At 68.7% G+C, this 15,431-nt stretch carries 13 protein-coding genes; 9 read left to right on the forward strand and 4 right to left on the reverse strand.

Annotated features, from left to right (window positions below):
• Positions 1–2: 2 nt before the first annotated feature.
• Entirely contained in the window at positions 3–1,343 is a 1,341-nt protein-coding gene (locus A5758_RS13015; RefSeq protein ID WP_067740467.1) for a hypothetical protein, read from the forward strand.
• A gap of 9 nt (positions 1,344–1,352) precedes the next feature.
• On the opposite strand, the gene A5758_RS13020 is transcribed toward A5758_RS13015, so the two are convergent.
• On the reverse strand, positions 1,353–2,024 hold the full coding sequence (locus A5758_RS13020) for a TetR/AcrR family transcriptional regulator (protein WP_067207683.1): 672 nt from the start codon (positions 2,022–2,024) through the stop codon (positions 1,353–1,355).
• Between the two features lie 82 nt (positions 2,025–2,106).
• Between A5758_RS13020 and A5758_RS13025 the strand changes: the two genes are divergently transcribed.
• Positions 2,107–3,024 carry an oxygenase MpaB family protein gene (locus tag A5758_RS13025; RefSeq protein WP_067740469.1) on the forward strand — a complete coding sequence of 306 codons (918 nt, stop codon included), beginning with the start codon at positions 2,107–2,109 and terminating at the stop codon, positions 3,022–3,024.
• 88 nt (positions 3,025–3,112) lie between these two features.
• Positions 3,113–4,690, forward strand: a complete 1,578-nt coding sequence (locus A5758_RS13030) for a PPE family protein (protein ID WP_067740471.1) — start codon at positions 3,113–3,115, stop codon at positions 4,688–4,690.
• 66 nt (positions 4,691–4,756) lie between these two features.
• On the opposite strand, the gene A5758_RS13035 is transcribed toward A5758_RS13030, so the two are convergent.
• Positions 4,757–5,047 carry a DUF4333 domain-containing protein gene (locus tag A5758_RS13035; RefSeq protein WP_231987301.1) on the reverse strand — a complete coding sequence of 97 codons (291 nt, stop codon included), beginning with the start codon at positions 5,045–5,047 and terminating at the stop codon, positions 4,757–4,759.
• 628 nt (positions 5,048–5,675) lie between these two features.
• Here A5758_RS13035 and A5758_RS13040 point away from each other — a divergent pair.
• A complete protein-coding gene (locus A5758_RS13040; protein WP_082939671.1) occupies positions 5,676–6,809 on the forward strand; it encodes an FHA domain-containing protein in 1,134 nt (377 codons plus the stop codon).
• Between the two features lie 15 nt (positions 6,810–6,824).
• On the opposite strand, the gene A5758_RS13045 is transcribed toward A5758_RS13040, so the two are convergent.
• Both A5758_RS13045 and A5758_RS13050 read right to left on the reverse strand, forming a co-directional pair.
• On the reverse strand, positions 6,825–7,262 hold the full coding sequence (locus A5758_RS13045) for a hypothetical protein (RefSeq protein WP_197503926.1): 438 nt from the start codon (positions 7,260–7,262) through the stop codon (positions 6,825–6,827).
• Between the two features lie 72 nt (positions 7,263–7,334).
• Entirely contained in the window at positions 7,335–8,123 is a 789-nt protein-coding gene (locus tag A5758_RS13050) for a sensor domain-containing protein (RefSeq protein ID WP_082939672.1), read from the reverse strand.
• Between the two features lie 236 nt (positions 8,124–8,359).
• On the opposite strand from A5758_RS13050, the gene A5758_RS26420 reads away from it, so the two are divergent.
• The 5 genes from A5758_RS26420 (at position 8,360) to A5758_RS13075 (ending at position 15,261) form a co-directional block, all read left to right on the forward strand.
• Positions 8,360–9,376 carry a sensor domain-containing protein gene (locus A5758_RS26420; RefSeq protein WP_197503927.1) on the forward strand — a complete coding sequence of 339 codons (1,017 nt, stop codon included), beginning with the start codon at positions 8,360–8,362 and terminating at the stop codon, positions 9,374–9,376.
• 268 nt (positions 9,377–9,644) lie between these two features.
• The gene (locus tag A5758_RS13060; RefSeq protein ID WP_231987302.1) at positions 9,645–11,093 is read left to right on the forward strand and encodes a hypothetical protein; all 1,449 of its coding nucleotides are present in this window, start codon (positions 9,645–9,647) and stop codon (positions 11,091–11,093) included.
• Complete coding sequence (locus A5758_RS13065) at positions 11,090–12,298, forward strand: hypothetical protein (RefSeq protein ID WP_067740479.1); 1,209 nt, start codon at positions 11,090–11,092, stop codon at positions 12,296–12,298. The genes A5758_RS13060 and A5758_RS13065 overlap by 4 nt, the downstream gene beginning before the upstream one ends.
• 7 nt (positions 12,299–12,305) lie before the next feature.
• Positions 12,306–14,312 carry a serine/threonine-protein kinase gene (locus A5758_RS13070; protein WP_067740482.1) on the forward strand — a complete coding sequence of 669 codons (2,007 nt, stop codon included), beginning with the start codon at positions 12,306–12,308 and terminating at the stop codon, positions 14,310–14,312.
• Positions 14,313–14,355: 43 nt separating this feature from the next.
• On the forward strand, positions 14,356–15,261 hold the full coding sequence (locus A5758_RS13075; RefSeq protein ID WP_067740484.1) for a class I SAM-dependent methyltransferase: 906 nt from the start codon (positions 14,356–14,358) through the stop codon (positions 15,259–15,261).
• Positions 15,262–15,431: the final 170 nt, after the last annotated feature.

Below are 15,431 nucleotides of genomic sequence, written 5' to 3' on the forward strand. Positions count from 1 at the left end.
GAATGAGCAACGTGCTGGATCTGGCCGACCAGGTCCTCTTCCTCGGCGAGCGGGCCACAGCCACCACCAGTGTGGTGCAATGTATTTGGGTCTACGATCGCGCCGTCGACATCGACGGTCTGCAAGAGTTCCATGCCCATCTTGGGCGGGGGCGGTTGTGCCGCCGCATCGAGCGGTCCCCCTTGCCGTTCGGCCGGCATCGCTGGGTGGCGTCCACCGCTGAGTCGCAATTGGAGATCGTCGCGACGCCCCGGCCACGCGATGAGATCGACGCCTGGTGCGGCGAGCAAGCGAACGCGCGGCCCGATGCCGAGCACGGCCCCGGATGGCACCTAGCCGCGCTGCCGCTCACCGATGGCGGCGCGGCGGTGAGCTTGGTGGTCACCCATTGCCTCACCGACGGCCTCGGGCTGTGCGAGGCGTTGGCGGATGCGGCTTCAGGCCGTGACGACCCGATCGGCTGGCCGGCCGCGGTGTCGCGGCACCGCCGGGCGGCGCTGCGTGAAGACGCACGCCAAACCGTCCGCGACGCACCGGGTATGGGCCGCGCCGTCGTGGCGGCGGCACGAATGGCCCGGCGCGGCCGGGGCGATACCGCCCCGCCACCCGAGAAGCGGCCATTCACCGGACCCGACGAACCCGTGGCTCTTCCGGCGACAACCGTCTTCATCGACGCCGGCGAATGGGACGCCCGCGCGAACGCCCTCGGGGGCACCGGCAGCGCGCTGCTCGTCGGCCTGGCGGCTCACGTCGCCCTTCGCGTGGGGCGCGTCGCCGCCGACGGCACGGTCGCCGTGGGGCTGCCGGTCAACGAGCGCGCCCCGGGCGATACCCGCGCCAACGCGGTCAGCAACGTCGACATCACGGTCGACCCCGCGCCCGCAACGACGGACCTGAGTGAGATCCGCGCGGGGATCAAGCAAGCGCTAGCGCGTCATCAGGATGTGCCCGACGAACGGTGGGCATTGCTGCCGCTGGTTCCCCTGATCCCGAAACGTGTCTTCCGGCGACTGATCAGCGTGGCCACCGGCGGTGGAACTGCTGTCGTGTCGTCCAATCTCGGTGCGGTCGACCCGGCCGCCAACCGGCCGGACGGAACGGACGCCGACTACTTCGCCATGAAGTCGCTGTACCCGGGCGTGACCGCCGCGACCATGCACCGCACCAACGGAGTGTTGGCGTTGCTGTCGGGCAGGGTGCACGGACGGGTCTTCGTCTCGTTCCTTGCCTACGAGCCGGGCCGCCCCAACTCGGACGCCGAGTTACGGCAACACGTTTCGAAGGCGGTGAGCGACTTCTCACTCACCGCCACGACTGGGTGGCACACCGCCTGCCCGGTGTGAGACCACGCGTCATGATTCCGCCCGCGGCTCCGCCGCCGGCTCCGTGAGTCGGTACAGGTTGGGCTCGGCGAGCTCGTCGAGCAGTGCCGCCAGGTGATCGACGAGCTCGTCCGGCTCGAGTCGGACGTCGCCGGCGAGCCAGGCGCTGATGGTTTGCCCGACGCCACCGACCACGAAGTGCGCCGCGGCCTTGATGCGGTCGTTTGCGGGAACGCGCAGCGCGTCTCCAGCGTGCTGGCCGGACAGCATCGCGAACATTGCGCTGGATTCGGCGCGCTTGCGCACGATCACGGGATCGGCCAGCTGTGTGCTGAACAGCAGGCGACCGATGCGGGCGTCGTCGGCGATGGTGCGCACGATGTTGGTCATGCCCGCGCGGGTCTGCTCGGGCGGAGGCACCGCCGCCACCGCGGCCTGTGTGGTGGCGGCCAGTTGGGCGATCACCCAGTCGAACACGGAGGCGACGAATTCGTCCTTGTCGGCGAAACTTTCGTAGAAGTACCGCGCCGCCAGGCCGGCCTGGCGGCAGACGCCGCGGACGGTGACCGCGGAGATGCTCTGTTGCTCCGCGCCGAGTAGCTCCAGACCCGCGGACAGGAGCCGGTTGCGGCGCGTCGCCAGCCGCTGCGTGGCCTCGACGCCGCGATACGGCCGCGCGCTCGAGGTGTTCATGCGAACCATCTTGACACCAACGCAACGCCGCGACAATATCAGGAAACAGGCGTTCGCACATTAACGTGCTCCGCCGCGGGAGGTTCTGACCATGGCAATACACGAGGTTGTTCACGAACCGGCTCGACATGTTGAGCGCGGCGTCTCCGACGAGCCGCGGCCATTGCCCGCACGGCGGCGTCGCCGCCGGCGGCCGCTCGGGATCGACGAGGGGTTGATGGGCGTCGCGCTCTTGGCCGGCCCGGCGAACGTGATCATGCAGTTGGCGCGTCCCGGCGTCGGCTACGGCGTCATGGAGAGCCGCGTCGAAAGTGGCCGCGTCGACCTGCATCCGATAAAGCGTGCCCGCACCACGTTCACCTACCTGGCGGTGGCGACCAACGGCAGCGAGGCCCAGAAGGAGGCCTTCCGCCGCGCGGTGAACCGGGCTCACGCGCAGGTCTACTCCACCCCCGAAAGCCCGGTGCAGTACAACGCCTTCGACCCCGACCTGCAGCTGTGGGTGGGGGCCTGCCTGTACAAGGGCGGCGTCGACATCTACCGCATGTTCATCGGCGAGCTGGACGGGGAGGAGGCCGACCGGCACTACCGCGAAGGCATGGCGCTGGCCACCACCCTGCAGGTGCCGCCCGAGATGTGGCCGCCGGACCGGGCGGCGTTCGACCGGTACTGGCAGGAGTCGCTGGCCAAGGTCCGCATCGACGACGCCGTCCGTGAGTATCTGTATCCGATCGCCGCGTCCCGTGTTCCGGGACTTGCCCTGCCCGGACCACTGCAGCGCCTCGCCGACAGGCTTCCGTTGTTGATCACCACGGGCTTTCTGCCGCAGCGGTTCCGCGACGAGATGCGGCTGCCCTGGGACGCCACCAGGCAACGCCGCTTCGACCGGCTCATCGCGACGTTGGCCGTGGTGAACCGGTGCTTGCCGCGCTTCGTACGGCGATTCCCCTTCAACATCCTGCTGGCCGATGTGGACCGCCGGATAAGGACCGGGCGCCCGTTGGTATAACAGGCGGCACATTCCGCTGAGTTGATAACGGAAATCATTTTCATTAAGCTCTCCTCTGCCTGGCAACCCTTCCAGCCCGAGGAGACCCATGACGGCGCCGATCTGGATGGCCTCGCCACCGGAGGTGCACTCCGCGTTGCTCAGTAGCGGCCCCGGTCCGGCGTCGCTGCTCGCGGCGGCCGGGGCGTGGTCCGAACTGAGCACCGAATACGCCTCGGCCGCAGCGCAACTCAGCGGCGTCTTGGCCGCTGCGCAGGCGGGCTCGTGGGAGGGGCCGAGCGCGGAGTCGTATGTGGCCGCCCATGCGCCATACCTCGCGTGGCTGACGCAGGCCAGCGCGCAGAGCGCTACGGCGGCCGCTCAACACGAAACCGCCGCCGTCGCCTACACCGCGGCGCTGGCGGCCATGCCGACGCTGCCCGAACTCGCCGCCAACCATGCCGTGCACGGGGCGTTGGTGGCGACGAACTTCTTTGGCATCAACACGGTTCCGATCGCGCTCAACGAGGCGGATTACGCGCGGATGTGGGTGCAGGCGGCCGGCACCATGACCACCTACCAAGCGGTCTCCACCGCGGCGGTGGCGTCGACGCCGCAGACCGATCCCGCGCCGCAGATAGTGAAATCCGTTGCCCCGAACCACGACTCGGGCGGCAGTATTCACGACCCCACGATCGACAACCCGCTCGACGAGTTCATCGCGAACATCCTGAGGAACCTCGGCATCAACTGGAATCCGGCCGAGGGCACCGTCAACGGGTTGCCCTACGACGCGTACACCAATGCGGGAGAACCGATCTTCTGGGTGGTTCGAGCCCTGGAACTGCTCGAGGATTTCCAGCAGTTCGGCTATTACCTGGTGCACAACCCCGCGCTGGCGTTCCAGTACATCGTTCAACTCATGCTGTTCGACTGGCCGACGCACATCCTCGAGATCTTCACCAGCCAGCCGGAATTGCTGGCCCCCGCGGTGCTCCTGGCGGCCGCCCCGTTCGGCGCCGTGGGCGGCTTCGCGGGGTTGGCCGGCCTGGCCGGCATACCGCCGCAGCCCGCGGTCGTGCCGGCGCCCGTGGCGGCGCCCGCCCCACCACCGAGCCCGATGCCGGCCGTCGTGACGGCGGCGCCCACCGTCGCGCCGGCCGCGGCTCCCGCCTCGGCGCCGGCGACCGCGCCCGCTCCGACCGCGACCACCGTTGCCAGCCCCGCGCCGCCCACCCCGCCACCCCCGCATGCGGGTTTCGCGCCGCCTTATGTGGTCGCTCCGCCGGGCATCGGGTCCGGCGCGGGGATGGGTGTCGGGGCCAGCTCGAGCGCCAAAAGGAAAGCGCCGGAACCCGATAGCGCCGCCGCCGCCGCGGCCGCGGCGGCGCGGGGACAGGCCAGGGCGCGCCGGCGTAGGCGGGCGGTCCGGCACGACCACGGGGACGAATTCGCCGACATGAACGTCGACGTCGATCCGGATTGGGGCACTCCGGGGGACGAGGTGCCCTCGTTCGCCTCGGACCGCGGGGCCGGGAGGCTGGGGTTTGTCGGGACGGCGCATCGGGAGGCGGCCGGCGATGCGGCGGGTTTGGCCACGCTTGCCGGTGACGAGTTCGGAAGCGGTCCAAGGGTTCCCATGATCCCGGGCACCTGGGAAGCCGACGCCGGCGGCGACACGCGGTAGCGCCGAACGCCCTACTGGCTGCGAACCGGTTGGGTGGTACCCGACGTTCGGCCTTCGAGGCGCGTCTCAGACCTTCGTTCCCTTCGGGGCACTGACTTCATAGCTGCCCGTGTCGTCGGTGAAGGTGACCAGGAACTGGTGGTTGAGGTGGTCGATGGTTGCCTGGCAGGTGAAGGTGCCACCCTTGGTAACGGTGGGGTTTTGTCCGTCGTTGCAGATGACGTCGCTGACGTTCTTGGCCCCGTAACCCGCGGGGTCGGACAGGACGTGCGCGACGCCGGCCTGCACGGCGGTGACGTCGAGCTGCGTGGTGACGAAGAAGCCCGGCGCCCAGAATCCCGCGATGAGCGCGGCCACGGCGCCCACCATGATCGCTACGCCCAGGTAAAGCGGCCGACGTCTGCCACGTGGAGCGGGGGCCGCCGGCGCCCAGAAGCCCCCACCAGCGGGTCGTTGGTGATGCGGGTAGGGAAATGGCCCGTGCTGGGTCCCTGTCGGGAACGGGTGCGGGCGGGGCAGAGGCTCGGTGGGCGGATCGTAGAAGCCGGGCGGGACCGGTGACATGCCTTGGCGCTGGGGGTATTGCCGTGGCGCCGGGGGCGGCTGTGGCTGCATCGGATACCTCTCTCCGTAAGGCTTATGCGGCGTAGGCCGACTTCTGCTTGAACTGTAACCGAAGCGGTAGCGGAGCGCAACGGTTATAAACGGTGCGCCTGGGAGCCACGCCGCACGGCTGTGGGCGGCGTGAGACGAGCCGGCGGCGCAATGGGTTGGTCGTCCGAGGGCGTGGGGGTTCGACCGGAATGCCTCTTGAGCTGGGCAAAATTGCGCCGTCACACAGCCGTGGCGCTGCGAGAAGCCGCACCACCTAGATGGACCGCGGCATTTCTTCCAAGGGACTGCACGCAAAGCAGATGTAGCATCATCAGCAATGCATTGGGTCGTACCGCAGCAGCAGTGAGCCCACCGGAGCGAGGAGCGACAATTGACGTCCGGCCAACCGACAACCGCGCTGACCGTACGAATCGGGCATGCGACGCACACGCTGCACCCTGCGGCCGGCGTCGCCGTCATCGGTAGAGACGCCGGGGCCGCGGTTCAGGTGGACGACGAGAGGGTCTCGCGGTGGCACGTCCGGCTCGAACCGCACCGCGACGGCTGGCACGCCTTCGACACCAGTGGCAACGGGATGTTCGTCGACGGGATTCGCCGCAACTCCGTATCGATCACCGGCGTCACCACCATCTGTCTGGGGGCGCCTGACGGGGCGGCCGTGACCCTGATCCCGCAGCGCCCGTCGGAAGTGACGCTCGAGGAGTCGACCCAGGTGGTGCGTCCGTTCGAAGCCGAGGACGAACAGTGGTGGGACGGCCAAAGCGACCCCGGCGTCATACGCGCCGGCAGCGCGGTCGCTGAACGCCGCCAGCAGCTGGGGATCTCCCAGCGCAGCCTCGACCGCGACGGGATCATCAACGCGGGCGCCCTCATCAACTTCGAGAAGGGCCGCAGCTGGCCGCGTCGCTCGACGCTGGAGAGGCTGGAGAAGGTGCTGGAATGGCCGACGGGCCACATCACGCGCATCCGGCGCGGGGCGGTTCCGGCGCCCACCGGCGGCGCCGGCCAACCCGGGGTGCCCACGGGGGCTCGCCGCGACGAGGCCACCGAGGTATTGGCCGACTCGATTCAGGCGCCGCTGATGGCCGAGACGGTGGAACTGGCCATGCACACCCTCACCACCGCCGTCTCTGGATTGCCCGAACCGGCCGATCCCGATTTCACTCCCAGGGCCACCAATATCCTGGCCGATCTGCGCAAGCTCGAGAGGCTGGCATCGAGCGCTGCGCGCAACGCCAAAGGCAGTCCGTCAGTCATCCTGGCGTTGAGCAGTGTGCGGCGCAGCTATAACGACTTGATGATGCGGGCGGCACGCTCGCCGGCGGCCACCCTGGGCCAGCGGCTCTACGGCGCCCGTCACCGGGCGGAACTGAGCCTCGAGGAAGCGGCCAACGGCGCGGGACTGCCGGCGTCCGTCCTCGAAGATGCCGAGGCGGAGCGCACCGTAGCCCCCGAAGCCGCCCGGGCCATTGAAAACCTCATCGCGCAGCTGCCGATCGGTTGACGCGCTGCGGCGCGATCATCCGTGTGTCGCGCGGGGCGACGCCGCCGACTGCGTCCAGGGAGCCGGGCGTGCGGCGGCGTAGGCCTGGGCGGCCTGGCGTCGCAGATTCTTTCGCGCATTGTGGTTTTCGAGTAAGGCAAACCAGTTCCAGCCCAAGATGGAAGCCATGCTCCACCAACCGGCGAGCAGATTGTGCAATAGAGCGTCGTGCAGTGCAGCTTCGCATTGGGCGAAAGTTCCTGTGACGGTGTAGGTCTGGTTGAACATCAGGATGATCGCGCCGGTGTGTTTTCTGATCCGTACCTGGAAGAGCGGTTGGTTGCCCGTAGGGGGCGGGGGTGGGTAGCCGGCCTGCGGCACCCGGTGCGCGGGTGCGTGGACTGGCCGCGCCACCGGGGGATAGGCCTGGGGGTACCCGTAGGGCTGTCGGTAGTGGGGGTGTGGCTGAGGCATTCTTACTCCGTAAGATGTTGGGGCAGTGGGTATTTCGCGACGGTTTAAGATATGGATGTTGCGACGGGTCGGTCAGGCCTGTGAGATCGTGGCGGTGGTTTTGGAGACGATGTCGCTTGCTTGGCTGGTGGTGTCGAATCCGCACCACAGGGTGTCGATGACGACGTTGTTGACCAGCCCCATGGCGCGTTGGCAGATCGGGCCGCGGCCACTGGGCTGTGTTTGAAGGATGGCCAAGGAGGTGTCGGTGGCCTGCAGCTCGCCGAGGTCCCAGGTGGTGGGGGCGTGACCGGGCGGGGTGATGGTGATGGAGCGGTTGGCGCAGCCGGACCAGCGTGCCTTGGACTTGCTGAAGAACTGCTGGGCCGAATCGGCGTCACGGAAGCCGACCAGGACCTGCATCAGCGCATGCTCGCGTGCAGCAGGTGTGGCGTCATCGAGTATCTGCCCTTGCAGCGCCGTCCAGTTGGTGCCTTGGTAGGCGGTGGCTTCGGCGGGTGAGTAGGTGTCCACGCAGCCGGGGTTGGTGACCATCTCGTCGTCGTGCCACATCCGCGTCACCGGCTTGCGTACGGCCATGCCGGTGGTGTGGCCGATCGTGTTGACGTCGTCTTCCTTCAGCAGCAGATCGGCGAGGTGCTGGGGCAGGATCGCGGGCGGTTGCCAGCGGCCCAGGTCCGGGGCGGCCGCGGGGTGCCCGGTGCTGGTGGCGGTGCATCCGCTCAGCAACAGAGTCAAGGCGACCGCGGCGAGGATTACCCAGCGCACCACGGGAACGAAGCGGGGTCGGCGTCCGGGGGTGTCCTGATCGGGGGCGCCGCTTTTCGGTCCAGCTTGGTGTCGCAGCGAAACAGCGCTCATGTCGGGGTCCTCCTGCCAGCTCGTCCGGGTATGACGCAGACGCTAGCAATAAAAACGCAGCGGTGCAACGGTTAAAAACGTTGCGCAGCGCCGAGCGCTATGTTTCAATTTGAAGCATGCAGCGCGACCTTGCCGCGTCGGGCGGGCCCCATCACCACGGCGGGCCGGTCCTCACGGCCCGGCCACGCCGTTCCGATCCCGCTACCCCACCAGTTCCTCATCCCGAAGGACACTCGATGCCCCACCACCCGCACCCGCCTACGGCCAACACCACGCACCCCGCGCCGGGAAGCGCCCCGCCGGTATCGCGCGGCGCCTACGGACCTGCCCGGACGGCGCCAGTCGTCCCCGGGCCCCGAGAGGAGGTCACTACCGTCTTGCCCCGCCGGCCGTTCGCGTACGCGGGCCCGCCCGGCGCGCCCCCCGCGCCGCCCGGGATGCCCACCTGGGGGCCGCGCCCCGGCTACCGACCCTCGCTCGCCCCGGAGCGCCGTCGGCGCCAGCCCACCTGGGCCCGGATCGCCATCGGGGCCGCGGTCGTGGTCGCCGTGGTGGGTGCCGGCCTGATGATCAACGTCGCCAGCAGCCCCGATGACAGTTCGACGCTGATGCCCGCGCCGGCCCCATCCGCGGCGCCGGTCGACCCAGGTCCAGCGCCGCAGGCGCCAACGGTGCCGTTGTCGGCGCTGCCCGGGCTGATGTTGGATGTGGCGACCATCAACACCATCGAGGGCACAACCGACATCGGGCCTCCGCCTGGCGACAACGGCAAGGACGACTACGCCTACAGCGGGGTGAGCACCGACCGCCCCGAGTGCAGCGAGGTCCACACCCCCGCGCTGGATTCAGAGCTCGACAACAGCGGCTGGATCGGGGTGCGAACGCAGTCCCTGCAGGACCGCGACGGCGCTCGGCACCGCAATCACAGCGCCGCGATCTACTTCGCCACGGCCAAGGCGGCCAACGACTTCGCGGCCAAACAAGCCCAGGCCTGGCCCAAATGCAACGGTGCCACCTTGCACCTCACGGAACGGGGACACCCAAGCAGCATTTGGATAGCGGGCACCGCCGCCAACCATGACGGCATGCTCAGCATCACCAACACCCAGGAAGGCGGTGGAGGGTGGCAGTGCCAACGCGCCCTGACCGCGCGCAACAACATCGTGATCGACGTGCGCAGCTGCGGTGAGAACCGCACCGATCAAGCGATCACCATCGCCACCAGGATGGCCGAGCGCGTCACCACCCGCTGAACATTTCCGCGACAGTGAGAAAGGAGGGGGCGATGAGCTGGATGCGTTTGGCGCCCAACGTCGCATCGTGGACGTCTCCGCCACCTACTTCCGTGACACGGCGACCGCTCCGGGTAAGAACGCGAGTGATGTCGCCAGGGCAATGGTGAGCAAAATCAGTGAACGGATCTGATGCGCTGGTGGCAGCAACTACCATTCTGCTGGTCTGGTCGGGATCGCCACAGGTGGCCGGCAGCGGGCGCCGAAATGAGGGGATAGGGGATGGGGGATGGGCACGCGCCGCGCGACCGCTCCCGACGGATCGGCCCGTGAGCTGGTGGCCGCGTTGGTGAGCCGGCCGGGTGCCCGGCAAGTGGATTCCGCCGACGCCGCGATCGACTATCCGGACGGGACGGCCCAGTTGGACGCTGCCGGAGCCGAATGGCACCGAATCCGCGAGGTGGATAACCGAATTGGTGCGCGGCCACGCGTGGCATCGTCTGCCCGGTTGCTGATCGCCACGGCGGCCGCGGTGATCGCCCTGGGCACCGGCTGCTCGACGGTGGTCACCGGCAGCGCCGTCAAGTCCGGCGGCCCGGCGCCCGCGGCGGCCAACGTGGCGCTGCTCGACCCCGGTAACTACCCCCGTCGACCGCGGCCACCGCTGGGCACCGTCGCCGACGACGCAGCCGGTCGCCGCGTCGAAGCCCAGCGGATGGCAGACATGGTGGCGGGCCCCTGGCAGGTGGACGGGACGCTGATCAGTCCACTGAGCGCCGAAATCGCGCCCACCACCGCGCTTCCCGAGCCGGGGCGGCTCTCGGCCCTGGTGCGTGGTGATTCGATCGCCGCGATCGCCGCTGCGCATGGCTTCGTGGCCGGCTTCGTCAGCGGGCGCGTCACGCCGCCGCCTCCACGCGGCCAACCGCCCACTGACAAACCCAAGATCCTGGACAACGGCGTGTTCCGCTTCCCCAGCCCGCAGGACGCCATCGACGCCGCCGCGGCCATGGCGGCCGCCGACATGGCCACCGTCCGGCCGGGCAACATCCCGGCCACCCGGCTGTCAATCCCGCACTACCCCAACACAGTTGCCAACGTGGCGCCCCTGTCCGGAGGCTTTGAAGCCGAAGCGTTCACCGCTCACGGCACGTACGTGTTCTTCCAGTTCGCCGGCTCTAAAGAGAGCGCCGGCGCGGTCGCGGACATGGTTGCCAAGACCCTGGACCTGCAAGGCCCGCTGGCCGACCACTTCCAAGCCACACCGGTAGACCAGCTGGCCGCCCTGCCCGCCGACCCAACTGGACTGCTGGCCCGCACCGTGCCGGCCACCGACCCCGGCGTCAACCAGGCCGCGGTCTATGCACCGCACGGCGCGCTGCATTTCCGCTCTGATCCCGTGGCGACGCAAGCGATGTACAGCGACGCGGGCATCGGCCACGTCGCCGCCGACCGCACCACCGTCTACGAGGCGGTCGATCCCACCGGCGCCCAGCGGGCGGCCGACGGGCTCGCCCGGATGGACGTGCCCTTCCTGGGCTACCACTCCGCCCCCGGCATCAATGGGCTGCCATCGGCGCGTTGCTTTGACCGCGGCCTCGACAGCACGGAGCTGGGCTCCGTGCGCTTCTTGTGCATCGCCACCGCCGACCGCTACGCGTTCAAAGCCACTGCCGCTCAAGAGGTCGAGGCCCACCAGATCATCGCCGCCCAATATCTGATGTTGACAGCGCCATGACGCGCCGCGTCCGCCTGTGGGCCCTCGCCGCCGCGGTCGCGGCGGTGACGTTGGCGTGCAGTACGACCATCCCGGGGACCGCTGTCAAAGCCCCCGGGGCGGACAGTTCCGACGGCGTCGACCTCGCCCTACTTGATGCCGGGAACTTTCCCGCCACACCCCGCCCACCGCTGGGCGTCGCCGGCGACGCGCTGCGCGGCGGGTGGGCCGAAGGGCGCCGCCTGGCCGGCGCCGTGGTGGGCCCCTGGGAGGTTGACGCCGACCTGATCGACTATGCGCAAATCGATTCCGGCGTGGTCAAAGATACCGACGCGGTCAGCGCCCTGCTGGGCAGCCCGATGGGCGAGGGGCTCAACGGCCACAACCTGATGGCTGGATTTTCCGGCTCGCGCCACACCGAAAAAGGCGCCTACAAAGGGCTGCTCAACATCGTGCTGGAACTGGGCAGCCCGGCCGATGCGACGGCCGCGGTCGCCGACATGGTCGCCAAAGGCGCCGCCTTGACCATGCCCTTCGAGGCCAAACCGATTCCCACGCAACCGTTTTCGATTCCACATCATCCGGCGACGGCCGCGCTGACCTACCAGTGGACCGCGCAATATCCAGAACCTGGCGGTCCACGGTTTTCGGTGACCGCCCTGACCGCCCACGGCCAGTACGTGCTGGCACAAACGGCGACATCGGCCGACAGGGCTGATGCCGCGGCTCAATTGATCGCCACCGCACTGGATTTGCAGCAGCCCTCTATCGAGAGCTTCAGGCCCACCCCGCCGGATCAGATAGCCCACCTGCCGTTGGATCCCGACGGCCTGATGTCACGCACCGTGGCGCCCCGACAAGAAAACGAGTCGATCAACGACGGCATCTATGACGCGCACGGAGCGCTACTCCTGGAGACCGGCGACCCGGTTCACCTGCAGGCCTTGTTCAAATCCGCCAATGTGCAGCAGGTTGCGTACGTCCTGGAAACCAGGGTCTATCAAACCCCCGACGCCGGGGCGGCGTCGCGCATCGTCGCCGATATGACCGGGCCGCATCAGGTGGGCGGAATCAGCGGCATGCCCAAGGCGAAGTGCTTCAACGAAACGTTGGGCTACTGGTGCGTGGCCCGCGCGGATCGCTACGCCTACGAGATGCAAAGCGAGCAAGAGAACGCGCTGCATCAGATGATGGCCGCCCAATATCGCATGCTGACCGGGAAATGAGCCCCTAATGCCTCTTGCTGTCGGAACCATCATCGCCGGATACCGCATCGAAGGCGTGCTGGGCTCCGGTGGCATGGGTACGGTGTATCTGGCCCGTCACCCCACGCTGCCCCGCAATGACGCGCTGAAGATCCTGTCCGCCGAGCTGTCGGTGGACCGCCAATTCAGAGTCCGGTTTACCCGCGAAGCTGACCTGGCCGCCACGCTGAACCACCCCAACATCGTGCGGGTGTACAACCGCGGCGAAACCGACGACGGCCAGCTGTGGATCGCCATGGAGTACGTCGAAGGCACCGCCGCCAACGATTTGGACCGCGCGAATCTCACTCCGGCCCGCATCGTGCGCATCATCACCGACGTCGCCGCCGCGCTCGACTACGCCCACTCGCGGCGGGTGTTGCACCGGGACATCAAGCCGGGCAACTTCTTGGTCTTCGCGCCAGGCACCGACCACGAACGGGTGTTGTTGGCCGACTTCGGCATTGCCCGCGCCCTCGATGACGCCACAAGCTTGACCGCGACCGGCTCCATGGTCGGCACCGCTGCCTACGCCGCCCCGGAGACCATCGAGGGCCGCCCGGCCGACCACCGCAGTGACATCTACTCGTTGGGTTGCGCTCTGTTTCGGCTGCTGACCAGCCGCACCCCCTACGAGGACAACTCCTTGTCGGCGATGTTGGCCGGACACCTGATGCGGCCCGTCCCGCGCCCCACCGACATCAATCCCACCCTGGCGCCCGCGATCGACGACGTGATCGCGCGCGCCCTGGCCAAAGATCCCGACCAGCGCTTCCAGACCGCGGGCGCGCTGGCCGCCGCCACCGCCGCCGCGCTGACCAACGGTCCCGCGCCGGCGCCGCCCACCGGGCCCAGCGGGCTACCGGCAAGCAACCCGACCAATCCCACCGTTACCTATCCACCGACCTTGCCGCCCACCCCGGCGGCCTTCGGCCCGGTGTGGGACCCGAACCATGCTGCGCGCCAGCACTTCGCAAGCGCTCCCCCCTCGCCACCACCGGCCGGGGCACCCGGTTCCGTATGGAAAGCCAAGCGCCGCAAACGCGCTCGCCTCATCGTGGCCGCGACAGCCCTCGTTGCGGTGCTGGTCGCGGCAATTGTGTTGGGAATTCACCTGTTCGGCCGTACCAGCGGGAGCCCGGGTCCTTACCAACCGCAAACCCTCAACACGAAGTTCGGCACCATCAAACTGCAGCACCGGCCGGTGGCTATCGCCGCACTGGGCCCCGGCGATCCCGACGCGGTCCTCTCGCTGGGCGCCCAACCCGTCCTGATGAACGCCGCCAACGCGACAGTGCCGAGCTGGTTACAGCCGTTAATCCATTCATCCCCACCGGTGTTCGCCGCGGCCGACACCGGCGCCATCGCCGCCGCGAAACCCGACCTCATCATCGACACCGGCGATATCGACCAGCCCACCTATAACTCCTTGGCGGCCATCGCACCCACCCTCACCCAACCCGCCGACAACCCCCGAGACTGGACCTGGCAGACGCAACTGAATTGGATCGCCACCGCCCTCGGTCGCACCGAGGCCGCCAAAGACCTAATCGACAAGGCGCAATCCGAGCAGAACACGATCCGTTCCGAGCATGGAGTCTTTTCCGGCAAATCCATCGTCGCGGTCAACTACACCGGCGCCGGCACGACCGCCGCCGCGACCCCGTCGCCGCCGAGCGGCTACCTGGAAAGCATCGGCTTCACCTACAACACGCACTACAAGCGCAGCCCGGGTGGCCCCCCGCAAGTCCCGTTCGACATCAACGACGTCGACTATGCCGCTCAACGCAGCGACGTCATGCTCTTGCTGCGCACCGACCCCGCTGCCGGCGGCGGTGGCTACGCCGGTCTGCCCGCAAAGTACGGCAGTTTCGGCGGCACCCTCGTCATCGTGGACGACCCCGCCACCATCGCCGCGCTGAACGCCGGCGGCCCCGCGGCCACCAGCTATCTCAATACCGCGCTGGTCACCAAGCTCAGCAACCAAATCCGCTGAAGCGGCACGTCGCCCGTCGCCGGCCGCCGGTAATGTCGACTTTGTGCGTAGCGAAGGCGATACCTGGGACATCACAACAAGTGTCGGTTCGACGGCGTTATTCGTGGCGACCGCCCGAGCGCTGGAGGCGCAGAAGCCGAACCCGCTGGTCGTCGACGCCTACGCGGAGGTGTTCTGCCGGGCCGTCGGCGGGTGGGCGGCCGACGTCCTGGACGGCAAACTGCCCGACCACCAGCTGAAGACCCCGGACTGGGGCGAGCACTTCGTCAACTTCCAGGGTGCCCGCACCAAATACTTCGACGCGTACTTCCGCCGGGCCGCCGACGCGGGTGTTCGCCAGGTGGTCATCCTGGCGGCGGGGCTGGACTCCCGCGCCTACCGCCTGGACTGGCCGGCCGGGACCACCATCTTCGAACTGGACCAGCCGCAGGTCCTCGATTTCAAGCGTCAGGTGCTCGCCGACCACGGCGCGGAACCGAAGACCCAGCGCCGGGAGATCGCGGTGGACCTGCGAGACGACTGGCCACAGGCGCTGCGCGACAGCGGCTTTGACGCCACCAAGCCGTCGGCTTGGATAGCCGAAGGCCTGCTCATCTACCTGCCCGCCGCCGCGCAGGAGCAGCTGTTCACCGGCATCGACGGCCTGGCCGCCCCGGGCAGCCACGTCGCCGTCGAGGACGGCGCCCCGCTCGACCAGGACGACTTCGAGGCGAAACGCGAGGAGGAACGGGCCGCGATGGCCGCCGGCGCGGAACGGCCCTTCTATCAGCTGGTGTACAACGAGCGGATCGCGCCCGCCACCGAATGGTTCGGCGAGCGGGGCTGGAACGCGGTCGGCACCCGGCTGGCCGACTACCTTCGGGAAAACGGCCGGCCGGTGCCCGAGGCTGACGCCGAAGCCGGGTCGATGGTGGCGCGCAACACCCTGGTGAGCGCCGTCAAAGGCTGAACGCCGGGAGCCCGGAGTCGCCGGGCTTTCCATGACTTTTCCATGAGTTGAGCGCGCGCCGGAACTTTTGCGCGCCGCCCCCCGACTACTACCGGGCTCATCCGTGCGTCGCCCAACAGCCCGGACGACGTCGCTCTCAGCCCGGCGAGGAGTCCCGGCATGGCACTATG

The sequence above is a fragment of the Mycobacterium sp. 852014-50255_SCH5639931 genome, from assembly GCF_001665605.1.
Lineage (GTDB): Bacteria > Actinomycetota > Actinomycetes > Mycobacteriales > Mycobacteriaceae > Mycobacterium > Mycobacterium paraffinicum.